Here is a 24906-nt window from a genome sequence, read left to right on the forward strand (position 1 = left end):
GCGTTACGCATACTGGCCTGATGCAGCAATCAGAAAATCAACCGGCCGCCATCGATGTCGTGCTCTGGAAATATCCGAAGAACGACAGCGGCGAGAAGCGCTGGATGCAGTGGCTTTCACCGAATGAGCGGGAGCGCGCCGCGACCTATCGCTTCGAGCGCGACCGGACCTCGTTCATCGCCGGCCGCTGTCTGCTGCGGCAAGTGCTGAGCGCGCATACCGAGACGCAGCCTGACAAGCTGCTGTTGCAGGCGGATGCGTACGGCAGGCTGAGGGCCGAGGGTCGCGACGGGCTGCAGTTCAGCCTTTCCAATGCCGACGGGCTGGTGGCCGTCGCCGTCACTTCAGAATGCGAGCGCGTCGGGATCGACTGCGAACGCGCCGACGCCGAAATCGAAGCGGCGGCGTTGGAGAGCTATTGCAGCCTGGACGAACGGCAGTGGCTCGATCAACTGCCTCCGGGCGAACGATCGCGTGTAGCCGTTGCCCTTTGGGCGCTCAAGGAGAGCCATCTCAAGGCACTCGGGGTAGGCTTGCGTGAAGATCCCCGCAGCGTCGCCTTTTCCTGGCAGGACGGCATCCCTGTCATGGTTCAGAGCGGCGCACCGGACCGGCAATGGCATCACCGCCTGATCGAGAGCGGCAGCCAGCACGTCGCCGCGCTGGCCGTCCACTCACAATTTCGCGCCCCCAGCATTCATGTCCTGACGTTTCAGGATGACAGCATGCCGTCCGAATGGCCGGCCCGGAGCTGATGCGACATGGCAGAAGCTGCCTCCGTCGCCCAGACCAGCTGAGCATTGTCAGGCTCGGCATCGAAATGCTGCCGGCCGAGAAGCGTGTTGACGATCTTGGCGCTACGCCACGCCATGAGGCTGAGCTGCGAGTCGGCTATGCCGTGCGAGTATCGGCCGGCGTTCTGCGCAAACAGGCGGTTGGTCCTCGGGCCTGTCCACTGCATCGTGTAGTCGTCGTTCAGGATGGGATAGCCGTTTCTGTCGAGGCTGATCCTTTCGCTTAGCGATCCGAGCGCATCCGGCAAACGGAACCTGTAGCCGGTTGCCAGCACCACCGCATCGGCATGCAGCACCTCGATCCCGCCATCGAAATGGTTGCGGACGATGAGCCGATAGGCATTGCCGTTCCGCTCCATCTGGATCACGTCGCGGTTCGGCGACAAAGATGCATTCAGCGTGCTCTGCTCAAGGTAACGCAGCGCATAGAGGCGGCGGTAGATCGAGTGGATCGTCGAAATCGACAGGCCGTCACTCGTCAGGATCGAGTTCTTCAGGGCCGCCTGCTTCTGCTCGCTGCTGAGCTTCAGATAGGCCTGCACATATTCCGGCGAGAAGACCTGGTTCGAAAACGGCGTGTCGTTGATCGGCTCGAAATTATGGCGCCGGCTGATCCAGGTCAGTTCCGTCATCGAGCCAGGGTCCCCAAGCAGCGCTTCCACCACCTCGCCGCCGCTCTGGCCGCCGCCGACCACGACAATGCGGGAAGCGCCGAGATCGATGAGGCGCGATTTGGCCTCGCTATTGTGGAAGCAATCCGCACCCAAGAAGGGTTTTGCCCAGTCAGGCACGAAGGGCGAAGACCCGGTGCCGATCACCAGGTTGCGCGCTTCTTCCTGGCCGTTGTCGAAGCGCAGGACGAAGCGGTCGTCGCGGTGCTCGACGTCGCGGATCTCGGCGGAGAACCGCAGACCTTCCACGCCCTTGGCGACCCAGGCGAGATAACGCGCGAATTCCTGCCGGGGGACGGCCTCATAATTGGCGTTCAGGAAGGCGTAGAGCCGCTTATGGGCGACCAGATAGGAGATGAAGGACCAGCGGCTGGTCGGCAGGACCGGGATGACGAGGTCCTTGAGGAAGGACGATTGCAGCTCGACGCCGGGCATCATCATGCCGGGATGCCAGTCGAAGGCGCCGCGTCGCTCGAAGAAGCGGCTGCGGACGTCGGGCACGGATTCCAGCAGGCAGGCAAGGCTCAGGTTGGAGGGACCGATGCCGATGCCGGCAAGATCGAGCGACTCGTTCAGGGCATCCCTGCGGGTAAAAGCGACGGTCATGCGTTATCCTTCTCTGTTTCCTTGAGACGCAGGGCAAGCCTTGAGTGGAAGGCGGGTGACCCGATCATGTGCAGGTGGTTGGTGCCGGTGATGATCTCGGCCGCGTGCGCCCGCGGCGACAGGCGGCGCCAATCGATCAGGTTCAGGCCGCGATTGAGGCTGTCGTCGGCTGCCCAGGGATAGATCGGCACGTCATGGGGAATGAGCCGATGCTTGCGGAAGATCAGAGCATTGTCGATCAGCACCCAGAACGTATGTTCGCGGCTACTGATATCAGGCCCATCGGTTGGCAGCGGGTCCTTCTCGTCGCCGACGAAGCGCAGGAACTGCTCGTAGGTATCGACGTCCATGGTCGAAAGCAGCCGGCCCCATTCCGGGCGCATCGCGGTCTTTTGCAGCCATGCCTGCACGTCCCGGTGAAGCGCGTCGCGCTCGTCCGGCCGGAAGCGCGGCTTGGCGCCGATCGCGAATTCCGATCCAAGATCGCAGACATCGACCATCGCCATCATCCGGACGTCGACCTCGTTGGCGAGAGTGCGGGCAGCCTCATAGGCCAGAAGCCCGCCCCAGGACCAGCCGAGAAAGTAGCAGGGCGCACCTTTACTATGCGTTCTGATGTAATCGACATAGCTCTCGATGATCTCTTCAACGGGCGCGCCGACTTCCTTCTTCTCGGACAGCGAGTGGCAAATGAAGCCAGTCGCCGGCTGGTCGGCGCCGAGATAATCGACGAGTTTCACATATTCGCGGGTGCTGACGAGAAGCCCCGGGAAGCAATAGAGCCGCGGCTTCGTGCCGGAGGCGCGTAGTACGATCACCTCGGAGAGATCGCGCTCCTCGCCCTGCTCCATGACGCCGGCAAAGGCGCGGATGGTTGGGTTGTTGAAGATATCTGCAACGGTGAGCGGGATTTTCGGCCGTCGCTGCCGCAGCTGCGTGAGGATGCGGATCGCGCCCAGCGAATTGCCGCCGATCGCGAAGAAATTATCCTCGACACTGATCGCTTCCAGCTTGAGAACCTGGCGCCATACATCCAGCACCTCTTCCTCAAGCGTGGTCGCCGGCTCGATGATGGCGCGCTTGACCGGCTGGGGCGCGGGCAGCGCGAAGCGGTCGAGCTTGCTGTTCGGATTGGTCGGCATCTTTTCGAGTTCAACCACGGCCGCCGGCACCATGTAGGACGGCAGGCTGCGTTCGAGGCCGGCGCGGACCGTCCCGACGTCAAGCCTCTCGTCCTTCTTCGGCACGACATAGGCAACCAGTGCTTTTTCGCCGGCATCGTCATCGCGCAGCACGACCAGGGCTTCGCCGACGCCGGGCTGCTGGAGGAGTGCTGCTTCGATCTCGCCGAGTTCGATGCGATAACCGCGCAGCTTCACCTGATGATCGACACGGCCGACGAACTCGACGGTTCCGTCCTCGCGCCAGCGCGTCAGGTCGCCGGAGCGATAGAGCCGGCCGCCTTCCTTGGAGAAGGGGTCGGGAATGAAGCGGTCGGCCGTCGTATCCGGCTTGCCGAGATAGCCGCGGGCGATGCCCTCGCCGCCGATATAGAGCTCGCCGGTCACGCCGATCGGGCACAGGTTGAGGTCGGGATCGAGCACATAGACGCGCCTCAGACCTACAGCGCGGCCGAGCGGCGCATAGACGCCCTGGAACTTGGTCCCGGCCCTCACCTTCCAGACCATCGGAGTCATGATGGTTTCCGTCGGTCCGTATCCGTTGATCAGCCATTCCGATGTCAGCGCCCGCGACAAGAGGTCGAAGGTCGATTGCGCCAGCCCCTCGCCGCCGAAGGAATAGAGCCGCATCGGCGGCGCGCCGTCGGTAATGTCGGCCCATTCCGCCAGCTGCTGCAGATAGGTTGTCGGAATGCTGGCATTGTTGGCGCCATGCTTGCGCATCGCCGTCAGGGTCTCTTCCGGCGTCCAGAGCGGCTGATCCGGCAGAATGATGCTGCCGCCCTCCATCAGCGGGTTCATCCACCGCTCATGGCCGCCATCCGAACTGAAGGGCAGGAAGGGCAGCTCGCGGGACTCCGAGCTCATGCCATAGACGCGCGAGGTATTCTGCAGATGGTGCGTTAGTGGACCGTGCTCGACCGCCACACCCTTCGGCAATCCCGTCGAACCCGAGGTATACATGACATAGGCGAGCTGATCCTTGTGCGTGGGAACATGGAGCGGCGTATCCGGCTCGCCGTCGAGGTCGAGCTTGTCGAGTTCGAGGATAATCGCATCGAGCTCCTCCGGCAGGCGATGGCGCAGCCAGCTATGGGTGAGGACGATCTTCACGCCGCCGTCTCGCAGGATGTGATGGTTGCGCACCGGCGGATGGTCGGGCTCGACCGGGATATAAGCGCCGCCCGCCTTCAGCGTGGCAAGAATGCCAACGATCGCCTCCGGCGAACGCTTGATGAAGATCGCGACCGTCACCTCGGCGCGAACGCCGAGCTGCCGCAGCCGATGCCCGAGGCGGTTGGTGCTCGCCTCCAACCAGCCATGGCTCCACTCCTCGTCGCCATAGACGATCGCGGTCTTCTCTGGCGTCCGGCGCGAATGGGCCGATATCAGCTCGTGGACCGGCCGGTCATCATTGACGACATCATCCTCGTAGGGCGCCGACAACCATTCGAGCTCGTCGCTGCCGACGAGTTCGATATCCCTAATCCGGAGATTCGGCTGCGCGACGATCTGTTCGAGCACCAGGCGGAAATGCTTGGCGACACGGGCGATCAGCGCGCCGTCGTAGAGATCCTGGGCGTAATCGATCAGCCCAAATGCGCCGCCTTCCAGACGCGCCTCGATCACGAGGGAAAGTTCGCTGTCGGCACGTGCGCCTGACGGTTCCAGATTCGCAGCATCTCTCGGCACCGGATAGGGTTCCCGGAATTCGAACAGCGCCTTGACCACGGCTTCCTGTGCGGCCGCTTCGTCGACCACCAATTCCTGCGTGATGCGCTCCAGCGGCACGAGGCGGGCAAGCCCCTCCTGCGTCACCGACGAGAGTGCCTCAACGACATCATCGAGAGAGTGCCGGGAGGTCAGGGAAAGCACGAGGGGAAGAACCTGTTCGGCGCGGCCGCGGCTGGCGAAATGCTCGGTGCGGGGGCGGGCGATCAGCAGCCCGGTCAGCAAAGCATAGTTGCCGCTGTAGCGCGCCAGCAGCGCGCAGAAGGCGGCGTGAAGTACGCGCTCGATCTGGTAGCTCTTGCTCTGTGCATGCCGTTCGAGCTTGGCCCAGAGGTTGGGCTCGATCGCAAACCGATGCTCAGCACGCGCCACGCCGGCAAGCCCGCCGCTGTTGAAGCGGCTGGGAAAGGTCGAGGCCGCGTAGTCGAGACCGATCGTGTCGCGCCAATAGGCAAGCGCTTCGCGCGCTTCATCCGTCTCCAGCCATTCCTCCTCCCGCGTCCCGGCCGAGATTTCCGCCGGCTGCACGTCGCCGGCCGGCGCGCCGTCGAGAATGCGCGCCAGCGAGGCGGCAAGAACGGATTTTTCCCGGTCGTCCGAGATGATCGGATGCAGCACGATCGTCAGCAGCGACTGCGCATCGGCAAGCTGGATGATCTGGATGCGCGCGCCCGGCCCGTCCAGCAGATCGAAGCGTCTGTCGCGAAAGGCTTTCCGCGCGGCCAATGCCTCAGCCTCGGAAAGAGCCGCTCCTTCCTTGCCGAGGATTTCGATCGGCACGGCGTTCGATGCGCCGCGATATTGCTCGATGCGCCCGCCCGCCAGCCGGCGGAAACGAGTGGCAAGCGACGGGTTCTCAGCCAGGAGCGCGCGGCAGGCGCCGGCGATCGTCTCGACGCCGGTCGTGGCGCCCAAGCGCAGCCCGATGACCTGATCGGGAAAGACCGTGTAATTGCCGATCTGCTCCAGCGACCAGATGCGCTTCTGCGCGATCGTCAGCGGAAAACTCTCGAAGACGGCATCCACAGCGTCGGTCGGGCGGGCATCGGCGAAATTGGTAATCTGCTTGTTCATCTTGCCATCCGGACGTTTTCAGAGACGCGCATCGGCTGCCATGGCCGAGCGCAGGGAAAGCGGACGCGGGTCGGCCCAGATGTCGCGGATATGGGCGAGGCATTCCTGGCGCGAACCTGCAAAACCCGCCGGCTGCCAGGTCACTGGAATCCGCTTGTCCTGCGGCCAGACCGAGTAGTGATGCTCGGTGTCGTGGACGACGATCCAGAGATCGTCGCGGGGCTCAAGATTGTCCATTCGAAGCTCCTGCAGAGATTGACGTCATGCGCAAATGACGGATCCCCACTGCCGGAGTTTAGAAAAATTGCTGAGAATTTTTTTCTTCGTTTACCCCTAAATCCGCACAAGGATGGATCGTCATTCTATCAAATCGCCGCAGGAGCGGGCTTCATGCTCGCCGCATCAAAAGCCCTGCCGATCAAGGAGAACATCATGGATTTCGACGCCGCCAAGCAAAGGCGGGCTCTACAGGCGCGCAGCTATGTCAGGCTCGCCCCCAATATCGTCCATCTCCACACCGTGCACGGGAATCACGAAGTCGCCCTCGAAGTCGAAGCCGGCATCGCCTCGCTGACCTTCTACGAGGGAAATCCCGTGCAATCGGCCGAGCTTCTCATGGCAGCCGCCGAAGCGGTGACGGCGCAAGCTCGGTCGATCAAATCGGTCGCTTTCGAAGGCCATCAGGCCAGCCTTCCCCGGCACATCTCAGGCACCGATGGACGGCTCGATTCCGCGATCCTCTGGCAATGGCCCTCGCTGTGGCTGCCGCAGATGTCCTATCCGCTGCCGCCGGTGCAGCAGATGACCGCGGGGCGCTATCATCCGCGCCGGCCGGCAAAGCCGAAAGGCACGGTCTACCAGCGCTTCATCCCGTGGCTGGAGCGGGACATCAGCTTCAGGGTGGCCGATCCCGAGACCGATCTTGCGGCCTTTAACCGTTGGATGAACGACGAGCAGGTCAACACGATCTGGGAGGATGCGGGCTCGATCGACAAGCACCGGGAGATCCTGGAGGAGAGGATCGCCGATCCGCATGTCCTGCCACTGATCGGCAGTTTCGCCGACATTCCCTTCGGCTATTTCGAGGTCTACTGGGCCAAGGAAAACCGGCTCGGTCCCTACTACGATGCCGACGATTACGATCGCGGATGGCATGTCGCGATCGGCGAGCCCGATTATCGCGGCAAGAAATGGATCAGCGCGTGGCTTCCCTCGCTGATGCATTTCATCTTCCTCGACGATCCCCGCACGAGATGCATCGTCGGCGAACCGCGCGCCAGCCACGAGCAGCAGATCCGCAATCTCGACCGCTCGGGCTTTGCCAAGATCAAGCATTTCGATTTTCCGCACAAGCGCGCGCTTCTCGTCATGCTGACTCGCGAGCGCTTCTTCGGCGATCATCTCTGGGTGCCCGCATCATGAACGACATGAGCGAGATGAGCGGCAGCATGCGGAAACGACGGCTTGCGCCGGAAGATCTTGCCAGCCCGCACCTGTTCAGGCTGCTGCTGCGGCTCGGGCTGCCCGCCATGTTTGGCCTGTCGATCAATGCCGCCCATCACACGATCAACATGGTCTTCGTCGGCACGATCGGGGAGGATCAGATCGCCGCGATCATGATCGTGCTGCCGATCCTGATGCTCGTCGCAGCCTTCGGCGAAGGCATCGGCGTCGGCGTGGCAACCGAGGTCGGGCGGGCACTCGGCGCCGGCAACCGGTCGAGCGCGAGCACGCTGGCCTCGGTCAGCCTGGCCGCCGGCGTCGCCTTCGGCGCGGCCAGTGCGGCCGCAATCGTCGCATTTCCATCTTTCCTGCTGTTCGGCGCCACGCCAGCCATCGAGCCGCTTGCGCAGCATTACCTCCTCATCATCGTGGTCTCGATCCCGCTGACGATGGCGCAGATCATTCTCGATTTCCTGGCGATCGCCGAGGGCAATGCCCGCTTCAGCATGTGGACGCTGGTCGCCTGCTTTGCGCTGAACATCATTCTCGACCCGATCATGATCTTCGGCTTCGGCCTCGGGCTGCAGGGCGTGGCGATCGCGACAATCCTCTCCCAGCTCGTGGCGCTCTCGATCTACGGCGCCTATCATGCGAGACGGCTCGGCACGATCCGGCTGACGTTCTGCTGGCGGCTCGGCGATGTCAGGCATCTGAGGCCGGTCCTTGCCGTGGGCGCGCCGACGACACTGACGAGCCTCGCAACCGCTGGCGCAATCGCCGCGATGCTGTCTGTCGCCGGCACCTATCATGGAGAGGACGGCATTGCCGGAGTCGGCATCGCCCTGCGGCTGCTTGCGGTCGGCGCACTCCCCGTCATCGGCATTTCGCTGGGCGCGCAGTCCATCCTGAGCTTCGCCTGGGGCCGCGGGGATATATCACGGGTGCTCTCGGCAACCCGCATGCTAACCGCCGTCACGAGCGCGGTCGGCGGCGCCTACGGGTTGACGGCGATCATCTTCTCCGGGCACCTTGCCTCGTTCTTCACCGACAATGCATCCGTGATATCGATCGCAGGCCAGGCGATCGTCGCAACCCATCTCCCCTTCCTGCTGTTCGGCCTCCGGCAGACCGTGCTGATCCTCTTCCAAGCACAGGGCAGGCCGAAAGCCGCCCTTGCCGTAGGCTTGGCGCAATATGGATATCTTCTCTTTCCGTTGCTTGCTTTCCTGCCGCCCTTCTTCGGTTTTTCAGGCCTGCTCGCAGCCATGTTTCTGGCCTCGTCGCTCACCGGCCTGCTGTCATGCTTCTGCCTGGCGAGATCACTCAGCGCGCTCCGGCAGAGCTCGGCCGGTGATCTGACCGCACTCCGTCCCTATCCCAGCTTTTGCCCCTGAGAGGATCATCATGAACCTGTCCTTCAGCCCACGCGACCTTGGCGACCAAGCGGCCGACGATCTCTTCACGCCCGTCGATCCCTCGGCCTTCAACGCCGTGTCGCCGCCGATCTTCCAGACCTCGCTCTTCACCTATGACAGTTACGAGGCGATGGAGGATGTCTTCGCCGGCCGGGCGCGCAACTTCATCTATTCGCGCGGCGACAATCCGACTGTCCGTGAATTCGAGCTCTTGGTCGCCCGCCTCGAAGGCGCGGAGGATGGGCGCGCCTTTTCGAGCGGAACGGCCGCCATCACCGCGACCATTCTCAGTCTCGTGGAAGCGGGCGACCGGGTCGTCGCCGTCCGCCACCTCTATAACGATGTCTACCGTCTGCTGGTGAAGCTGCTCGGCAGGCTCGGCGTCACGGTGGATTTCATCGATCCTTCCGACCATGACGAGGTGCGCAAGGCGCTGCCGGGCGCAAGGCTGCTCTATCTCGAAAACCCCTCCTCCTTCGTCTTCGAGCTTCAGGACATCGTGGCGCTGTCGGCCATGGCACAGGAGGCGGGTGTCACAACCGTCATCGACAATTCCTGGGCGACGCCGCTCTTCCAGAAGCCGATCCTGCACGGCGTCGATATCGTCATTCACGCCGCCTCGAAATATCTCGGCGGCCACAGCGATACGGTCGCCGGCGTCGTCGTCGGCACGAAAGAGGCGATCGCCAGGATCAACTCGACCTCCTACCCCTATATCGGCGCCAAGCTCTCGCCCTTCGAGGCCTGGCTCCTGCTGCGCGGCATGCGCACGCTGCGCGTCCGGCTGAAGGAGCATGAGCGCAGCGGACTTCTGCTCGCCGACCGGCTGAAACAGCATCCCGACATCGCCCGCGTTCGCCACCCGGCCTTTCAAGACCATCCCGGCCGGGCGACGCTGTCGGGTTATGCCGGGCTCTTCGCTTTCGACCTCACGCCCGACATAGATGTCGCGCGTTTCGTCAATGCGCTGCACGAGATCCGCCTCGGCGTCAGCTGGGGAGGGCCGGAAACGCTTGTGGTCCCCGCCAAGGTGGCGCTGCAGATTCCCGACCGGATGACCACCTTCATCCGGTTCGGCGTGAGCGAGCAGACGGTTCGCTTCGCCGTTGGACTGGAAGAACCGGAACTGCTTTGGAGCGACCTGCAGCAGGCGCTGCACGCCGCGCGGCGCTAGGATCCTGCCGATGTTCGTGATCGGCACGAGGGGAGTCGGTGATCGCCGAATGGCAATGCTGCTCCGCCGCCTTGATCATGAAATTAACAAGGGTCCTGGAGACGCCGAGTTCGGCCGCGATGTCCTTCTGCGGCACGCCGTTCAGGCGGTGGCGGATGAAGGCGTCGTTGGTGCGCTTCGGCAGCGTCTCGAGCGAAGCCAGCACGTCACGCAGGGTCTCTGCGGCAACGAGCTGGTCAAGCACCGTTGGGACGGGAGCCGTGATCTCCCGGATTTGATCTATCGACCTGTGGTTGTTCGTCTGATGGCGCTGGCGGCGGCTCTCATCCAGTGCAAGATTATAGACCATCCGGAAGGCATAGCCGATGGGGCAGCGAATACCGTCGACATTGACCCCATAAGCTTTGATGACTCCGTCCTGAAATATGTCCTCGGAGTATGACCTTGATTTGATGACGCTTTCGATCGTCTTCAGGAGCTTATCCTTGTTTTCGATCATTGCGTTGACAACCGCATTCCCGTTCACATCACGATGCGATGCTCGCATTGTCCTGTACCTTTTTACGAATGGAAAATCAGGCTCTGTCTTGCTGGTCGGTTCGGCCTTGGCGCTCCTTTTTCAAAGCGGATGTGCACGATGTGATTGCAGTGTCTATTTTAAGGTGATAACAAGAGTCAAGTTTAAATCCACCGGGCTGAAGGCGAGAAAACAATGGGACGAACAGTTGAGATCCTGACCGGCAAGGCGGAACTCTGCCGATCGATCATGAGTGCCTTGCCCGACTGGTTTTCGGAGTCCGAGGTCATCGAAGCGAGCGCCCAGGCGATCGAGAAGTTGCCGGTGTTCGGCTATATCGAAGCGGATGTCGTCACCGCGCTGATGGCCTTGAAGCCGCACCTGCCTGATGCCGTCGAAATTGCGCTGATCGCGACGCGGCCGGAATATCACGGCCAGGGCGCAGGGCGACATCTCCTCGACGCTGCCGAAGGCTTCGCCCAGAAATCGGGCGCCCGGCTGCTGACTGTCAAGACGCTTGCGCCGCGCGGCCGCGACGAGCCGCAATTCGAGGCGACACGCCGCTTCTACGACCGGAACGGCTTCGTCAGGGCGGAGGTGTTTGCCAAACTCTGGCACGAGGACCATCCGTGCCTGTTCATGATCAAGCCGCTCGCCGGAAAACAGCCGAGCGAGGCCGCGCTTTGAGACGACGGGACTTTCTTCTGAGCGCGCTGGCCATGACGAGCGCACCCGTCATGGCCCGCGCCGGTGATAACGGCGTCGTGTCGCTCGATTACGGATTGGCATCGACGATGCTGGCGCTCGGCAGCGTGCCGCGAGCGATCGCCTCGCTCAGGAACTGGTCGGAATGGGTTGTCGAGCCAACCATGCCGCAAGGCGTCGTCGACATCGGCACCACATCCGAGATCAATCTCGAAGTCCTCACCAGCCTCCGGCCATCGCTCATCCTGAGCACGCCTTTCCTGGCGGCGCTTGATGAAAAACTCTCCCCCATCGCGCCGGTCGCGACCTTCAGTGTTTATGCCGAAAACGGCGATGCGCTTGACCGCTCCTACGCCGAAACGCGGCGTCTCGGCGCCATGATCGGGCGACAGAGGCAAGCGGAGGCGTTTCTCGCCCGCGCCGATGCCACGTTCGAGCGGCTGCGCGAGAGGGTGAGGAGCCTGTCCGCGCCTCCTGTCGCCGTTATCAACTTCGTCGATCAGAGGCATGCGCGCATCTACGGCGGCCCGGGGCTTTACGGCGGCACCATGCGGCGCATCGGCCTTGAGAATGGCTGGAAGGGCGAGGCCAGCTACTGGGGATTTCAGACGATCGGACTGGAACAGCTCGCCGAACTCGATGAAGAGGCGCACCTCGTCGTCGTGTCGCCTTTGCTTCCGCCCGATGTCCTGACCCGGCTTTCAGAAAGCCCGCTTTGGGCCAGCCTCCCCTTCGTCCGGCGCCAGCGCATCTCGGTCGTTCCCGGCGTCCTGATGTTTGGAATGGTCCAGGAGGCGCTGCGCTTTTCGACCCTGATGGTCGATGTTCTGGAGACTGCCGCCTGATGAAAGCGCGAACTTCCGGCTTTGGCGCGCCAGCGCTGGCGGCGCTGCTGCTGTTTTCGGGCCTGGGCCTGGCTCTCCTCGACCTGCTCCCGTCGTTGCCCCATCTGGAGACATCAGTCGGATACGATGCGCAGCACCTTCTCCTCCTCTATTCCACTCTGCCGCGCATAGCGACGGCCCTGATCACCGGCGCCGCGCTTGCGCTGTCGGGCACGATCCTGCAACAGGTGCTGCGCAATCCGCTCGCTTCACCAACGACGCTCGGCGTCTCGGCCGGGGCCAATCTGGCGCTGGTCTCCGTCATGCTCGCCTTCCCGTCGCTGGCGGGATGGGGTCGCGACGCGGTCGCACTTGCCGGAAGCGCTGCTGCCGCCTTCGCCATCTTCTCGATCAGCGCCCGGCACGGCTTCTCGCCCTTTTCCCTCATCCTGTCGGGCATGATCATCGGCCTCTGGTGCGGCGCGGCGGCGGCCATTCTCGTTCTGATGAACGATCAATATCTCTCCGGGATCTTCATCTGGGGCGCCGGGTCTCTGTCGCAGCAAAGCTGGGCGATCCCGCTGTCGCTGCTGCCCAAGGTCGCCCTCGTCGCCGGCCTCGCCTTCCTCGCCGCGAGACCGCTGACGCTGAGCCAGCTCGGAGATGCCGGCGCAGCGAGCCTGGGTCTGCCGATCAAATGGGCGCGCGGCTTTATCATAGCGATTGCGATTGCGCTGAGCGCCCTCGTCACCAGTGCCGTCGGCGTCATCGGCTTCATCGGGCTGGTCGCCCCGCAGATCGTCCGGCTGGCCGGCGCACGCCGGGTCGTCAGCCAGTTGATCTGGTCGCCCATAGCAGGCGCCGGCCTTCTTCTTCTGACCGATGAGGCGATCAAGCTCCTCGCTCCTGGCGATTTCGTGCCGACCGGGGCCGTCACCGCATTGCTCGGCGGACCGATCCTGATTGCTCTGCTTCCACGCCTTGCAACAGCCTCACGCACGCTCCCCGGCATGACCTCACCACGGCTCGCGATCGGCAGCAAAGGGTCCTCCCTGGTCCTGCTGTTCGCCTCGGTCGTCGCATTGGCGATCGCCGCGATCTTCTTCGGCCGGGCATCAGATGGCGCGTGGACATGGCTGCCCGCCGCCTCATGGAATGAAATCCTCCCCCTCCGCCTGCCCCGGGTCGCCGCCGCCTTCGGCGCCGGAACCGTGCTCGGCGTGACGGGGCTGATCCTGCAGCGGCTGACCGGAAACGAAATGGCGAGCCCCGAGGTGCTCGGCGTTTCGGCCGGGGCGACGCTTGGCGTCGCGACCGCCATGTTCGCCTTCGCCGCACCGAAGCTCACCGTCCAGCTTGCCTTTGCCGGCGGCGGCGCGCTTGGCGTGCTGCTGCTGATCTTCCTCCTGAGCGCCCGTTCAGGCTTCGGCCCGAACCGCGTGCTGCTCGCCGGCATCGCCTTCGGCGCGATCCTGGATGCCGTGATCGGCGTGCTGGCGGCAAGCGGCGATCCGCGCGGCCTGGCGCTGATCCGCTGGATGTCGGGCTCGACCTATTTCGTCGACAACCGCGTTGCGGCAGGCGCCATGCTGATCGCGCTTGCCTGTCTCATCGCGGCCTTTCTCGCAAGCCGCTGGCTTGCGCTGCTGCAGCTCGGCTCGGAGACGGCGAGCGAACTCGGCCTCAGGATCGCTCCGGCGCGCGGTGCCCTCTTCGGGCTCTCGGCGATCATGACGGCGGCCGCCACGCTTGTCGTCGGCCCCTTGAGCTTCGTCGGGCTGATGGCGCCGCACCTTGCCCATGGCCTTGGCCTCCGCCGTCCCTCGACCCAGCTGCTCGCCGCAGCGCTGATCGGGGCGGCCCTGCTCATCATCGCCGACTGGGCCGGCCGCATGATCGCCTTCCCCTATCAGGTTCCTGCCGGATTGATTTCGGCCCTGGTCGGAGCCCCGATGCTGCTTTTCGTTCTGCGCCGGCGGCCTTGAGACACCGCCTTCATCCCGCCAATGCTTCCGCGTCGGCCCCTGCAGGGATGCGCAATGGAGAGGAAGGATCGGTCGCAGCACGCCATACCGCCTCGACGACGTCGACGGGCTGTGTCAGGGCAGTTCCCGACTGCTGCTCCCAAGACGCGAACACTTCTGCGACGACCGACGAATAGGCTTCCGGGAAGCCGCCCTGTCGTTCAATCCGTGCGCTCGCCGTATCGCCGAACCGCGTTTCCGGCGCGCGCCCCGGAAGCACGATCCTCACACGCACATTGAACGGCTCGAGCTCGAGCGCGACAGATTCGGTGAACGCGTTCACCGCGGCTTTGCTCGCCGTATAGACAGAGAGGAGCGGGAGCGGCTTGAGCGTTACGCTTGACGTAACGTTGACAATAACGCCTTCCTGCCGCTCCCGCATCTGCGGCAGAAGCGCTTGCGTCATCGCGATCGTTCCGAGCGTATTCGTCTCAAAAATTTCGCGCGCGATCTCCATCGGCGTTCCCTCAACCGCGTTGAGCCAGCCGATGCCGGCGTTGTTTACCAGCACGTCCACAGGACCTGCGGCGTCAACCGCAGCGCGGATGCTTTCAGGTCTCGTGACATCCAGAGCAACGATCTTGAGTTGGTCTGAAGGCGGCAGCAGGTCTTGGCTCGGCGTTCGCATGGTGGCGATCACCTTCCAGCCCTGCGCGAGAAAGAATCTGGCAATTTCCAGCCCGAACCCCGACGAGCATCCTGTAACGAGAACGGTCTTCATGTCTGTCTCCTATCCATTCTGACAGCTACAGATGTAGACGGGGATATCGAAACTGAATATCATGCGCGGTCCTTGTTTCATTATCAGGAGTATCGATGAGCGATCCTTTGGCTGATATGGTCACGCTACTGCAGCCAGCGGCGCGCCATTCAAAGCTCGTCAGCGGCGCAGGGATGTGGCGCGTTGAGCGCCAGGAGACCGGACAGCCCTTCTACTGCGTCGTGCTGGAAGGTTCTTCGCGGTTGAGCGCGGAGGACGAGCAAATCACATTGCGCGAAGGCGACTTCGTCCTGATCCCGGCCGTCCATGCCTTCACGATGTCGAGCCTGGGCGACGGATTATCGCCCGGCATCGATCCCCTCACCGTCACGATGCTTCCTGAAGAGACCCGTCATGGCGATCCCGAAGGGACTCCGAATGCACGCCTGCTTGTCGGCCACTTCGCTTTCGGATCGCCTGATGCGGCGTTGTTGGTTTCCCTGCTGCCGCGGATCATTCATATCCGCGGCGACAGCAGACTGGCGGCGATCGTACAGCTCGTCACGGACGAAGCCCGCACCGAGCGGCCGGGAAAGAATATGATCCTGGCGCGGCTATTGGAAGTCTTGCTTGTCGAGGCGCTGCGCTCGAATGCCGGGGAGAAAGCGCCGCTCGGAATCCTGCGGGGTCTGAGCGATACACGTCTTGACCTGGCCATCCGTCGGCTGCACGAAAATCCGGCCAGGGAATGGACGGTGGAGCAGCTTGCCCGAGAGGCGGCCCTGTCGCGGTCGGCGTTTTTCAACCGCTTCCGCCGCACTGTGGGTCTGGCGCCAATGGAGTATCTGATATCATGGCGCATGGCGCTCGCCAAAAATCTGCTGAGGCAACGCGATATCGGAATTCAGGAGATCGCCGAGCGCGTCGGCTATGGCTCCGCAAGCGCGTTCAGCACGGCATTCACGCGCTTTGTCGGATTGCCGCCGTCACGATATGCCGAGCAGGCAAAGACCATGTCAAACGCCGCCGCATAATTCTAATCGGCCTCAATGCCGTCCGTCCGGCAGCGGGCAGGCTTCGCCGCAGCCGCCGACGCCAGGCAGGTTATAACGCAGGCAGCAGACCTTGCGGCGGGCGAATTCCAACCCGCATTGCTGGCGCGCCATGCGGATCATGCCGAACATCGGATTGCGCCCGCCGCCCGGCCACTCAGCATCATTCAGCAGCGCCAGACCGCCTTCGACGAGGGCGGGCTCGTGGCGGTGAGCGATCTCTTTCAGGATCCAGGAGAGGTAGGCCGCCGCATTGTTCCAGAGAAGCTTCGGCGCCACGCCGGAATTGGCGGCAATCGCCGAAATGACGGGGTCGGCATGGCCGAGCATCAGCCGGTGAAGCTCGGCAGCCGGATCGACGGCAATCGCGGGACTGCCGGACATTACGAATGCTTCCGGCTCGCCCGTCTGCTCATTGCAGACCAGCGACAGACCGTGGATTTCCATCGGCAGGGCGATGCGGTTCACGAACATATGGACGCTCGGCGCGATCGTCAGCATGCTGAAATAATAGAGCGTCCACATGGAGACGATCGCGCGGCGATCGCTGCCCGGAAACTTCTGGGCATATCGGGCGATGATCCCGTCAAAGACGTCGCGATCGCCGAGATCCCGGCAGGGAACGACCAAGCCCGCCTGCGAGGGAGTACCGAGCAGTTTGCCGCGGCAATAGGCGAACGGGCCGTCGCCCACCAGGCCGTCAAGATCGACGGCCTGGTGGGCGACGGAATGATCAGCGATCGAAGGACGCTCTGAGGGCCCGTTCATCTCCACAGCCATGCCTACCACCGATACTTCAGGGTGCCGGTCATGTTGCGGCCCTGGCCGAGATAGCAGAAGCCCTCTTCGCAAACCGTTTCGCGCTCGTCGGCGATGTTGCGGATGGCGAAGGCAGCCGTCAGGCCCTCGTATTTCTTGTCGACTGCGCCAAAATCATAGGAGGCGGATGCATCGACGTAGAAAGTTGCTGGATTCTTCGAGGTATTGGCGACATCCGTCCAGGTCTCACTTATGTAGCGCACGCCGGCGCCAACCGACAGACCGTTGAACGGATTGCTTTCCTGGAAAGTGTAGTTCGCCCACAGGCTCGCAACATGGGTCGGGGTGATGGCCGGAGTGTTTCCGACGTTGTTGCCCCCGGTCACTTCGGAGTCGTTGTAGGTGTAGGCAGCAATGATATCGAGACCGTCGGCGATCGCCGCGCGGGCTTCAAGCTCGATACCCTTTCCGGTCACCTCGCCCTGAGAGTCATAGGCGAAGGTCAGCGGGTCGGCGAGCCTCGGCTTATTCTGCTCGACGATGTGATAGGCGACGGCCGAGAGCAGGATATCGGAGCCGGGAGGCTGGTACTTAACGCCGACCTCGTATTGCTCGCCCTTCGTCGGCGGAAGAATCGTGTTGGTTGCCGATCGGTTGGTGACCGGATCGAAGGAGGTCGCGTAGGAAACGAACGGCGCGATGCCGTTGTCGAAGAGGTAAAGCGCGCCTGCCTGTACCGAGAAGGCGTTCTTGTCGACATCCTCCGAACTGACCGAGGGCAAGGTCGAATCTCGCGTCTGGTTCACCCAGGTCTGTCGGCCGCCGAGGTTAAAGCGCCAGTTTCCGACCTCGATCTGGTCCATGACGTATATGCCAAGCTGCCGCATGTCGGCATCGGAAGCCAAGAAATTATAGTCCGGCGTGGTGCCCGAGACTCCATAAGTCGGATTGGCGATATCGAAGTCGAATGCCGGATCGGCGGCTCCGAAGCCATAGCCAAAGCTCGACTTGAGATTGGTGTAGTCGAGCCCAAACAGCATTGTATGCGCAAGCGAACCTGTATCGAACTTCGCCTCGAGCTGATTGTCGACCTGAAAGACGTTCATTTCGTCGCGGATCGCATTCGTGCCGCGATGCGCGACGGTCCCCGTCCAGCTGGTAACGCCGAGGTAACGGGCCTCCAGATCGAGATGCGAATAGCGCAGGTTCTGCCGGAAGGTCAGGCCGTTGTCGAATTCATGCTCGAACTGGTAGCCGACCTGCTGCTGCTTGATTTTCTGGTGGTCATAGTCGGGATCGCTCGCCCTCAGATCCAGAATCCTGCCGTCCACAGTGGTGATCGCGCCGACATTGGCGTCGGTTTCGTCAGACTGCGCCAGGCCGTAGAGCGTGAAGGTCGTGCCCTCGTCAGGCTTCCAGGTAAACGACGGCGCCAGGAAATAGCGGTCGTCGGCAATATCGAAATTGGTGTCGCCGCGGCGGGCGAGGCCGACGATACGATAGAGGAAATCGTCCCTGTCTTCGCTGATCGGCCCGCCGAAATCGAACATCCCCTGCACCCGGTCTTTGGTGCCGTAGGTAATGCCGACTTCACGGATCGGCTCTTCGGTCGGAAGCTTCGAGATCTTGTTGACGAGGCCGCCCGGCGATCCCGAGCCGTAGAGAACGGATACCGGCCCCTTGATCACCTCGACGCGCTGCAGCTGATAGGGATCGGTGCGGAACATGCCGTAATTGATATAGGGCTGGCGCAATCCGTCACGATAATCGCCGACTGTCGTGGCATTGTAGCCGCGAATGTAGATCTGGTCGAAACGCGGATCGAAGCCGTTCGGCCCGGTGGTCACGCCGGCCGTATAACGCACCGCCTCGATGACCGACTGGGCGCCGCGCTGCTCGATTTCCTTCTCCGTCGTCACCGAGATCGAACGCGGCGTCTCGACAAGCGGCGTGTTGATCTTGGTCGCGCCCGCGCTGTTCTTGGCGGTGACCGACGTCCGGTCGGTCTTGCTATCAGAGGCTGCACCTTGAATGACGATCGGCTCCAGTGTCGTCGCGGTGTCACCTGCGGAGGCGCTCTGGGCAGCAGCCGGCGATGCTGCAATGCCGATCAGGACTATCGCGGTCGTCGCACAAAGGCTGTCTCTGTAAATTCGCGATACATTATTAGAAACATTCAAAAAAACACGCGCCATTGCTTGATCCCTACGTCACGGATGCGGGCGGAACCTATGGAGCGAAGTGGAGCTTGTCAACATAAGATGATTATTTTAGTCACCTTTTATTCGATGATCTGCCTATCACGGCCATTCGCGAAGAGGTTGCACGCAGCATCGACACTGGAACGCTGGCACGGAACACCTGCGATGCAGGCTCCGGCCGCGCCTCCTGTCCTTTGCGGACCCGTACGCAGTCGGCATAACATTCTCCCGCCCGGAGTAACGACCGGAGCAATACAGCATCAGGCGACCCTAGATTCTCTATCGATCTTGATAGGGAGAGGAGTTTTCTATTGAGGCAAATAAAAAATCTGGTTTACTGCCACTTCGCTTGTTGGCTTTCAGGGGGGATTTAGCTGATGGTGTGGACGCGCAGGAGTATTATGCTCGGTGGATTGGCGTTGCTTGGGACCGGCGCCGTCAGCAAACCGGCAGCCGCAGCGGCAGCTTCTTATTTCGACGGCACAGCCGTCGACAACGGCGTGACATTCCGCAGCACCAATTTCGCCAAAATCGACAAGCGCTGGCATCGCCAGGTGGTCAAATATTTCAGCAGTGAGCCTATCGGCACCGTTGTCGTCGATACAAGGCACCATTTTCTCTACCTGATCATGGAGAACAAGACCGCCATCCGCTATGGCGTCGGGGTCGGTCGCGAAGGTTTCAAATGGTTTGGCCGCGCCACCATCGACGCCAAATCGCTCTGGCCGCGCTGGACGCCGCCGCCGGAGATGCGCAAGCGCCATCCCGAACTGCCGGAATTCGTCTCGGGTGGCTCACCGAAGAACCCGCTTGGCCCTCGCGCCATGTATCTGCATCGCGACGGCGTCGACACCGGCTATCGGTTCCACGGCACGCTGGAGCCATGGAGCATCGGCAAGGACGCCTCCAGCGGCTGTATCCGCATGTTCAACGAAGACGCCATCGATCTGTACCAGCGCTGCCCCATTGGCACGGCCGTACAGGTTCTGCCGCATATTGCCGACCAGGCTGAGGGCGCCACTCAGGTTAGCGAAACAACTCCGGTCGAATGAGGAATATCACCCCTATGTCTGCTATGATCGGATACACCAAGCGCCTTGCCGGCGCAGCCATGCTCTTGGCGCTCGCCGCCTGCTCCACCACCGAAGTCGCCTCCCTGGAAGAACCGGCCGCGGTGCCGATGACCGGCCAGACCAACGACCCCGCCCCCGGTTTCGAGAACGTTGCGGCTGGTAGCGAGGAGGATTTCATTCTCAATGTCGGCCGACGGATCTACTTCAAGCAGGACTCCGCCGCGCTCGATACCGTCGCCATGGCAACCTTGGACAACCAGGCCGCCTGGCTCAACAGGAACCCAACGTGGCTGCTCAAGCTGCAGGGATTTGCCGACGATTCCGGCTCCGCCTCCAATATGCAGACGCTGTCGCAGAAGCGCGCCGATGCGGCGATGGCCTATCTCGCCTCGAAGGGCGTAGACCCCAAGCGCATGTGGGCCAAGGGCTACGGCAACGACCGCGAAGTCCGCGACTGCACGGAGCGCTCCTGCAAGGTGCAGAACCGGCGCGTCGTCACCAATCTGCGCACCCAGCCGGATGCGGTTTGATCGCAGATGAACTTTCCGGGACGCGCCGAACAAAGGTTGCTTAGTACATGTATTGCACGCCCCCGTCGGGATGGTGGATGAGGCCGCGATGGACGGGCCGTCGATCATGAAGCGTCTAGTTCGAGGCATCGAGGACGAAATCTGCATGGGCGGTCCAGCTTGCCGCCTGCCGCCAGACCTTGCCACGCCATAGACCTGGAAGTTCTCATTGAACACCGGCGTATTTCGATCTTCATCCGCGCCGGAACGACTGTAATTTGACGGTCGTGCGATTAGACTAAGACCGTCAGCGCTTTAAGCTAGCCGTGGAGTAGATTAAAATTAGCCGGGCTTAGACTTTAAATTTGCCGAGAACTGGCGTCTTGGTCAGACCGGCGCTTTTCCTTCTCCCACTACCGGACGAGAGACCAAGATGAAGTCGATGTCATCGTCGAGGATCGGCGCGACCGGGTTGTTGGGATTGAAGTAAAGGCGTCGGCAACGGTGAAGTCTGACGATTTTCGCGGGCTGCGCCAGTTACAAGAGGCGGTCGGCGATCGTTTCGTGCGAGGGCTCGTCTTACACGACCACGACCGAGTGACCCCGTTCGGAGAAAAGCTACAAGCCGCCCCGCTATCACTTCTATGGACAATGTGAACTGCGATCGAAAAGCGCCGGGCGGGTTAGGGGCGGGGCCATTCGTGCCAGTTTGAAGAATGTCGCTCGTCCCAGTTCGATCCGTGATCGCCAGGAGCACCAACACGTCAAGCCCTCACATCGCTAGCGCAACGGCGGCAAAGATGACCTGAAAAGTCATGACATGACCAATCGAAAGCGATGAGGTCGTCACAAATCACTGCAGAGACGGACCTTAGGGAGCGGGCGCGAAACGCAACGATCTCGTCGCGGGTGAGAATTCGAGGAAGAGCAAACTCGGTCCGCATCATTCGTGCACAAGGGCCGGCCACATGGCGCCGGCCCCAGTCGACGCGGAACCCTGTTCAGGATCGCGCTTCAGAAACGGCGTGCGCATTGCGAAGCTTGCCTAACGACTTCAAAAACAGAGGCTTTGCCGCATCTTTCGCGCTGCTTCCGCGACGTTTCCTGATCTCCACGATAAACGGCTTAATTCGGGACTTCATGGAGAGGCTCTCCTTAAGCCACCTGACGCTCGGCTTCGATCTGAAGAGGCGCCTGCTGAAAGGAGCCGTCTCCGATGGCGATCTTGCGCGGCTTCATGGCTTCGGGCACTTCACGCTTCAGCGCAATCGAGAGAATACCGTTCGTCAGCGAGGCGTTCTCGACCCTGACGTGATCGGCGAGCTCGAAGCGGCGTTCAAATGCGCGCCCGGCGATGCCGCGATGCAGATATTCGCCTTCTTTCCCATCGGGCTTTTGCCCCTTCACCAGAAGGACGTTCCGCTCCTGGGTGATGTCGAGGTCACCTTCGGCGAAGCCGGCCACCGCCATCTGAATGCGATAGTCGTCTTCGCCCGTCTTGACGATGTCATAGGGCGGCCAGGTCTCGATCGCCTGCAGGCGCTGCGCATTGTTCAGGAGATTGAAGACACGGTCGAATCCGATGCTGGACCGGTAAAGGGGGGCGAAATCAAGTTCGTTTCTCATAGCCATATCCTCCGTAAAGCAACATGGGTTGGAGACGCGTCGGAAACCTGCGTCTCCCCTCTGATCATCGGCCCGCTTTTGCGCTGCCGACGACGATGATCTGGTTCCGCATGATTTTCCATTCAAGAGGAGAATCTAAAAAATTTCAGGCTGCTTGATCCGGCAGTCCGGATCGCCTCTTGCGCACTGTTTTCATTCAGCTCAACCAATGGCGCCTGGCCGTTCGACATCGGAATCATGAGGTCGGCGGCAGCACGTAGCTGGCCGGTGACGGCAGGTGGAGCACGAATCTTGTATCGGCGGCATTCGCCGCCAGGACCAGGTGATAACCACCCGGTTCGGCCCGGAAGGCGCCGGCCTCGATATCAAAATAGGCCAGATCGCGCGGCAGAACCTTCATAACGGCTGTGCCTGTTTCGCCGGGTTGCAGCGAGAGCTTTGCGAAGGCGCGCAGTTCCTTGTCCGGCCGTTCCACTTTGGCTAACGGCGAGCGTACATAGAGCTGGACCAGTTCCGAGCCTGGCCGGTCGCCTGTGTTGGTGACGTCAATGCTGACGGTTATGCCTTCAGGATCCATTTCTCCTGCGGAGAGTCGCGGTTCGCCCCAACGGAAGCGGCTATAGCTAAGGCCGAAGCCGAAGGGGAAGAGAGGTTCGACGGCGCTGATATCGTGATGGCGATAGCCGACGAAGACGCCTTCGGCATAGTGCACATGCCCATTCTTGCCGGGATAAACGGCAGGATCGCCTGTGATGGCGGAATTGTCGGCAAGCGCCTTCGGGAAGGTCTGCGGCAGGCGGCCGCCCGGCTCGGCTTCGCCGAACAACACGTCGGCAACGGCATTGCCGAGTTCCTGTCCGGGATACCACATCTGCAGCACGGCACGGACCTTGCCGAGCCAGGGCATCTCGATCGGACCGCCGGTCTGCAGCACAACGACGGTGTTGGCGTTGGCGGCGGCGACCTTCTCGATCAGTTCCTCCTGCCGCCCCGGTAGCCGCATGTCGGGCAGATCCAGCCCTTCCGTGTCCCACTCGCCGTCGCGACCGACGAAGAGCAGCGCGACATCGGCATTGCGGGCCGTTTCGACGGCGACTTCGATGTCGGCCGCGCCGAGCGGCTTTTCGACGCCCAAGCGGACGGCGATGAGGTTGATGCCCTCCTCGTTCGCCGTGGATGGCTCATATTCGACGGCAACTTCGTAAGGCCTGCCCGCTTCGAGCGTCACCGCGCCGCGCTGTTCGTCGTTGGCGGTGCCGAAATAATTCTCGCCGCGCACCCAGCCATCATGGCCGTCGACGATCAACCGGCCGTCGACGAAGAGCCGCGCCAGTCCGGCATTGGTCATGCCGAAGACATGTTGGCCGCTCTCCTCAGGCGCATATTGCATCACCATCCGGGCGGAGAAATCGGCGGGGTCGAGTTCGCCCGACGGCAGTTCGAACCAGAAGAATTCGCCCTTGTCGACGGTCTCGACGTGAAGCGGAGTGCCCTTGCAGCCGCGCCCCTTGAAATATTCGACGGTGATCTTTCCCTTGAACACGTCGATCAGGCGGTTATGGCGGGAGCCGACGGCGTGGCTGATGCTGTTGGCATTGGAAAGAGCGGCGCGAATGCCTTCGAGCGGGCTCACCGTATAATGCGCGGCGATCTGCGCGCTGCCCCCACCCATGACGCGGGCGCTCGCCGCATTCGGTCCGATGACGGCGATCCGATCGAGCGAGGTCTTGGCAAGCGGCAGGATGCCGTCATTCTTGAGGAGCACCGCGCCTTCGGCACCGAGGCGCCGGATCAGCGCCCGGTCTTCCGGCAGGTCGACCGCCCGTTCGGTGAGATCGGGCTTGTTCTCGAATGCGCCGACGCGCTCGAGCAGCAGCAGCATGCGCCGCGCCGCCGCCCGCACGGTGGCGGCTTCCACCTTGCCTTCGCGCACGGCCGCGACCAGTTTCTCGCCGCGGTCGCGCGCCGGGCCCGGCATTTCGAGATCGAGGCCGGCATTGATCGTCTCGGCCGTGGAATGCGAGCCGAACCAGTCGGACATGACGATGCCGTCGAAGCCCCATTCCTCGCGCAGCACCTTGGTCAGCAACCATTGATGCTCGCTCGTATAGGTGCCGTTGAGGCGGTTATAGGAGGACATGACCGCCATGACGCCGGCGCGGCGCACCGCCTGCTCGAAGGGCGGGAGATAAATTTCGCGCAGCGTCCGCTCGTCGATATCGGACGACATGGTCTGCCGCTCGATCTCGGATTCATTGCCGGCGAAGTGTTTTATGGTCGCCGCGATCCCCTCGCTCTGCACGCCCTCTATATAGGCGACCGCGAGTTCTGATGTCAGCATCGGATCTTCGGAGTAACATTCGAAATTGCGGCCGTTGAGGCCGGAGCGATGAATATTCACTGTCGGCGCGAGCAGCACGGCCGCTCCCTTGCTCTTTGCCTGGCGCGCAAGGGCAACACCCATCTGCCTGACGAGATCGGGATTCCAGCTGGCGCCGAGCGCAATGGCGACAGGAAAGCAGGTCGCCTTGACGCCGGCGACCAGCGAGCCCGCGCCGCGAGCGCCGTTCGGTCCGTCCGTCACCTTGATCTTCGGCACGCCAAGCCGCTCGACGGGCACGGTCGTCCAGAAATCGGCGCCCGACAGCAAGGAGACCTGTTCTTCGAGCGTCATCTCGTCGAGAATGGAATCGATCATGCAAACCTCCCGTTCAAAGACTGCGAGCACCGTCTGTTAAACCTACCGATTACTCGGTATTTTTAATATGTCAAGCTGACGGAGCTGATGTAAGAAGAAGAGGATATATCGGCCGGAGCATTGCGGATC

At 62.3% G+C, this 24906-nt stretch carries 20 protein-coding genes and 1 pseudogene; 11 read left to right on the top strand and 10 right to left on the bottom strand.

Annotation, left to right across the window (positions count from 1 at the left end; translation table 11 throughout):
* Positions 1 to 20 precede the first annotated feature (20 nt).
* Positions 21 to 755, top strand: a complete 735-nt coding sequence (locus FHT70_RS01645; RefSeq protein WP_183698455.1) for a 4'-phosphopantetheinyl transferase superfamily protein — start codon at positions 21 to 23, stop codon at positions 753 to 755.
* Here the strand turns inward: FHT70_RS01645 and FHT70_RS01650 are convergent.
* Genes FHT70_RS01650 through FHT70_RS01660 form a run of 3 tightly spaced genes read right to left on the bottom strand, consistent with a single transcriptional unit; the run spans position 713 to position 6294 of the window.
* Positions 713 to 2071 (bottom strand): SidA/IucD/PvdA family monooxygenase, encoded by a 1359-nt coding sequence (locus FHT70_RS01650; RefSeq protein ID WP_183698456.1) that lies wholly within the window; start codon positions 2069 to 2071, stop codon positions 713 to 715. The two genes, FHT70_RS01645 and FHT70_RS01650, sit on opposite strands and share 43 nt — an antisense overlap.
* On the bottom strand, positions 2068 to 6057 hold the full coding sequence (locus FHT70_RS01655) for a non-ribosomal peptide synthetase (RefSeq protein ID WP_183698457.1): 3990 nt from the start codon (positions 6055 to 6057) through the stop codon (positions 2068 to 2070). Before FHT70_RS01655 ends, FHT70_RS01650 begins: the two co-directional genes overlap by 4 nt.
* An 18-nt stretch (positions 6058 to 6075) precedes the next feature.
* On the bottom strand, positions 6076 to 6294 hold the full coding sequence (locus tag FHT70_RS01660; protein WP_085781817.1) for an MbtH family NRPS accessory protein: 219 nt from the start codon (positions 6292 to 6294) through the stop codon (positions 6076 to 6078).
* Between the two features lie 195 nt (positions 6295 to 6489).
* Here FHT70_RS01660 and FHT70_RS01665 point away from each other — a divergent pair, with 195 nt between their 5' ends.
* Genes FHT70_RS01665 through FHT70_RS01675 form a run of 3 tightly spaced genes read left to right on the top strand, consistent with a single transcriptional unit; the run spans position 6490 to position 10089 of the window.
* Positions 6490 to 7479 carry a GNAT family N-acetyltransferase gene (locus FHT70_RS01665; protein ID WP_183698539.1) on the top strand — a complete coding sequence of 330 codons (990 nt, stop codon included), beginning with the start codon at positions 6490 to 6492 and terminating at the stop codon, positions 7477 to 7479.
* Positions 7476 to 8894, top strand: a complete 1419-nt coding sequence (locus FHT70_RS01670; protein WP_183698458.1) for an MATE family efflux transporter — start codon at positions 7476 to 7478, stop codon at positions 8892 to 8894. Before FHT70_RS01665 ends, FHT70_RS01670 begins: the two co-directional genes overlap by 4 nt.
* A 10-nt stretch (positions 8895 to 8904) precedes the next feature.
* A complete protein-coding gene (locus tag FHT70_RS01675) occupies positions 8905 to 10089 on the top strand; it encodes a PLP-dependent transferase (RefSeq protein ID WP_183698459.1) in 1185 nt (394 codons plus the stop codon).
* On the opposite strand, the gene FHT70_RS01680 is transcribed toward FHT70_RS01675, so the two are convergent.
* Positions 9980 to 10636: a sigma-70 family RNA polymerase sigma factor gene (locus FHT70_RS01680; protein WP_183698460.1), complete on the bottom strand. Its 657-nt coding sequence runs from the start codon at positions 10634 to 10636 to the stop codon at positions 9980 to 9982. The genes FHT70_RS01675 and FHT70_RS01680 overlap by 110 nt on opposite strands.
* Before the next feature lie 165 nt (positions 10637 to 10801).
* On the opposite strand from FHT70_RS01680, the gene FHT70_RS01685 reads away from it, so the two are divergent.
* Genes FHT70_RS01685 through fhuB form a run of 3 tightly spaced genes read left to right on the top strand, consistent with a single transcriptional unit; the run spans position 10802 to position 14120 of the window.
* The gene (locus tag FHT70_RS01685) at positions 10802 to 11293 is read left to right on the top strand and encodes a GNAT family N-acetyltransferase (protein WP_097601181.1); all 492 of its coding nucleotides are present in this window, start codon (positions 10802 to 10804) and stop codon (positions 11291 to 11293) included.
* A 32-nt stretch (positions 11294 to 11325) separates the two neighbouring features.
* Positions 11326 to 12156: an iron-siderophore ABC transporter substrate-binding protein gene (locus FHT70_RS01690; RefSeq protein WP_183698461.1), complete on the top strand. Its 831-nt coding sequence runs from the start codon at positions 11326 to 11328 to the stop codon at positions 12154 to 12156.
* On the top strand, positions 12156 to 14120 hold the full coding sequence (gene fhuB / locus FHT70_RS01695) for a Fe(3+)-hydroxamate ABC transporter permease FhuB (RefSeq protein ID WP_183698462.1): 1965 nt from the start codon (positions 12156 to 12158) through the stop codon (positions 14118 to 14120). The genes FHT70_RS01690 and fhuB overlap by 1 nt, the downstream gene beginning before the upstream one ends.
* A gap of 10 nt (positions 14121 to 14130) precedes the next feature.
* On the opposite strand, the gene FHT70_RS01700 is transcribed toward fhuB, so the two are convergent.
* Positions 14131 to 14880, bottom strand: a complete 750-nt coding sequence (locus tag FHT70_RS01700) for an SDR family oxidoreductase (protein ID WP_183698463.1) — start codon at positions 14878 to 14880, stop codon at positions 14131 to 14133.
* A 95-nt stretch (positions 14881 to 14975) separates the two neighbouring features.
* On the opposite strand from FHT70_RS01700, the gene FHT70_RS01705 reads away from it, so the two are divergent.
* Complete coding sequence (locus FHT70_RS01705) at positions 14976 to 15893, top strand: AraC family transcriptional regulator (RefSeq protein WP_183698464.1); 918 nt, start codon at positions 14976 to 14978, stop codon at positions 15891 to 15893.
* 12 nt (positions 15894 to 15905) lie between these two features.
* Here FHT70_RS01705 and fhuF read toward each other — a convergent pair whose 3' ends face one another.
* Both fhuF and FHT70_RS01715 read right to left on the bottom strand, forming a co-directional pair.
* Positions 15906 to 16691: a siderophore-iron reductase FhuF gene (gene fhuF, locus FHT70_RS01710; RefSeq protein WP_183698465.1), complete on the bottom strand. Its 786-nt coding sequence runs from the start codon at positions 16689 to 16691 to the stop codon at positions 15906 to 15908.
* Between the two features lie 2 nt (positions 16692 to 16693).
* Complete coding sequence (locus FHT70_RS01715) at positions 16694 to 18865, bottom strand: TonB-dependent siderophore receptor (RefSeq protein WP_183698466.1); 2172 nt, start codon at positions 18863 to 18865, stop codon at positions 16694 to 16696.
* Positions 18866 to 19248: 383 nt separating this feature from the next.
* Between FHT70_RS01715 and FHT70_RS01720 the strand changes: the two genes are divergently transcribed.
* Positions 19249 to 19923: a L,D-transpeptidase gene (locus FHT70_RS01720; RefSeq protein ID WP_183698467.1), complete on the top strand. Its 675-nt coding sequence runs from the start codon at positions 19249 to 19251 to the stop codon at positions 19921 to 19923.
* A 14-nt stretch (positions 19924 to 19937) separates the two neighbouring features.
* On the top strand, positions 19938 to 20474 hold the full coding sequence (locus tag FHT70_RS01725) for an OmpA family protein (protein ID WP_085781828.1): 537 nt from the start codon (positions 19938 to 19940) through the stop codon (positions 20472 to 20474).
* Positions 20475 to 20520: 46 nt separating this feature from the next.
* On the opposite strand, the pseudogene FHT70_RS01730 reads toward FHT70_RS01725, so the two are convergent.
* Positions 20521 to 20649: pseudogene (locus FHT70_RS01730) on the bottom strand (IS3 family transposase); the annotation flags it as partial.
* A gap of 179 nt (positions 20650 to 20828) precedes the next feature.
* Between FHT70_RS01730 and FHT70_RS01735 the strand changes: the two are divergent.
* Positions 20829 to 21110 carry a DUF4143 domain-containing protein gene (locus FHT70_RS01735; protein ID WP_246721702.1) on the top strand — a complete coding sequence of 94 codons (282 nt, stop codon included), beginning with the start codon at positions 20829 to 20831 and terminating at the stop codon, positions 21108 to 21110.
* A 498-nt stretch (positions 21111 to 21608) separates the two neighbouring features.
* Here FHT70_RS01735 and FHT70_RS01740 read toward each other — a convergent pair whose 3' ends face one another.
* Together FHT70_RS01740 and FHT70_RS01745 are read right to left on the bottom strand one after the other, a co-directional pair.
* Positions 21609 to 22079, bottom strand: a complete 471-nt coding sequence (locus FHT70_RS01740) for an Hsp20 family protein (protein WP_085781829.1) — start codon at positions 22077 to 22079, stop codon at positions 21609 to 21611.
* A gap of 235 nt (positions 22080 to 22314) precedes the next feature.
* Positions 22315 to 24777, bottom strand: coding sequence for a glycoside hydrolase family 3 C-terminal domain-containing protein (locus tag FHT70_RS01745; RefSeq protein WP_183698468.1), 2463 nt, complete (start codon positions 24775 to 24777; stop codon positions 22315 to 22317).
* Between the last annotated feature and the right edge of the window lie 129 nt (positions 24778 to 24906).

It is taken from the genome of Rhizobium sp. BK049 (assembly GCF_014193135.1).
Taxonomy (GTDB): domain Bacteria; phylum Pseudomonadota; class Alphaproteobacteria; order Rhizobiales; family Rhizobiaceae; genus Rhizobium.

Bases quoted from the DNA above. Each gene is read 5' to 3' on its own strand.
- FHT70_RS01645 (WP_183698455.1), top strand. From the start codon at position 21: ATGCAGCAATCAGAAAATCAACCGGCCGCCATCGATGTCGTGCTCTGG.
- FHT70_RS01650 (WP_183698456.1), bottom strand. From the start codon at position 2,071: ATGACCGTCGCTTTTACCCGCAGGGATGCCCTGAACGAGTCGCTCGAT.
- FHT70_RS01655 (WP_183698457.1), bottom strand. From the start codon at position 6,057: ATGAACAAGCAGATTACCAATTTCGCCGATGCCCGCCCGACCGACGCT.
- FHT70_RS01660 (WP_085781817.1), bottom strand. From the start codon at position 6,294: ATGGACAATCTTGAGCCCCGCGACGATCTCTGGATCGTCGTCCACGAC.
- FHT70_RS01665 (WP_183698539.1), top strand. From the start codon at position 6,490: ATGGATTTCGACGCCGCCAAGCAAAGGCGGGCTCTACAGGCGCGCAGC.
- FHT70_RS01670 (WP_183698458.1), top strand. From the start codon at position 7,476: ATGAACGACATGAGCGAGATGAGCGGCAGCATGCGGAAACGACGGCTT.
- FHT70_RS01675 (WP_183698459.1), top strand. From the start codon at position 8,905: ATGAACCTGTCCTTCAGCCCACGCGACCTTGGCGACCAAGCGGCCGAC.
- FHT70_RS01680 (WP_183698460.1), bottom strand. From the start codon at position 10,636: ATGCGAGCATCGCATCGTGATGTGAACGGGAATGCGGTTGTCAACGCA.
- FHT70_RS01685 (WP_097601181.1), top strand. From the start codon at position 10,802: ATGGGACGAACAGTTGAGATCCTGACCGGCAAGGCGGAACTCTGCCGA.
- FHT70_RS01690 (WP_183698461.1), top strand. From the start codon at position 11,326: ATGACGAGCGCACCCGTCATGGCCCGCGCCGGTGATAACGGCGTCGTG.
- fhuB (WP_183698462.1), top strand. From the start codon at position 12,156: ATGAAAGCGCGAACTTCCGGCTTTGGCGCGCCAGCGCTGGCGGCGCTG.
- FHT70_RS01700 (WP_183698463.1), bottom strand. From the start codon at position 14,880: ATGAAGACCGTTCTCGTTACAGGATGCTCGTCGGGGTTCGGGCTGGAA.
- FHT70_RS01705 (WP_183698464.1), top strand. From the start codon at position 14,976: ATGAGCGATCCTTTGGCTGATATGGTCACGCTACTGCAGCCAGCGGCG.
- fhuF (WP_183698465.1), bottom strand. From the start codon at position 16,691: ATGGCTGTGGAGATGAACGGGCCCTCAGAGCGTCCTTCGATCGCTGAT.
- FHT70_RS01715 (WP_183698466.1), bottom strand. From the start codon at position 18,865: ATGGCGCGTGTTTTTTTGAATGTTTCTAATAATGTATCGCGAATTTAC.
- FHT70_RS01720 (WP_183698467.1), top strand. From the start codon at position 19,249: ATGGTGTGGACGCGCAGGAGTATTATGCTCGGTGGATTGGCGTTGCTT.
- FHT70_RS01725 (WP_085781828.1), top strand. From the start codon at position 19,938: ATGTCTGCTATGATCGGATACACCAAGCGCCTTGCCGGCGCAGCCATG.
- FHT70_RS01740 (WP_085781829.1), bottom strand. From the start codon at position 22,079: ATGAGAAACGAACTTGATTTCGCCCCCCTTTACCGGTCCAGCATCGGA.
- FHT70_RS01745 (WP_183698468.1), bottom strand. From the start codon at position 24,777: ATGATCGATTCCATTCTCGACGAGATGACGCTCGAAGAACAGGTCTCC.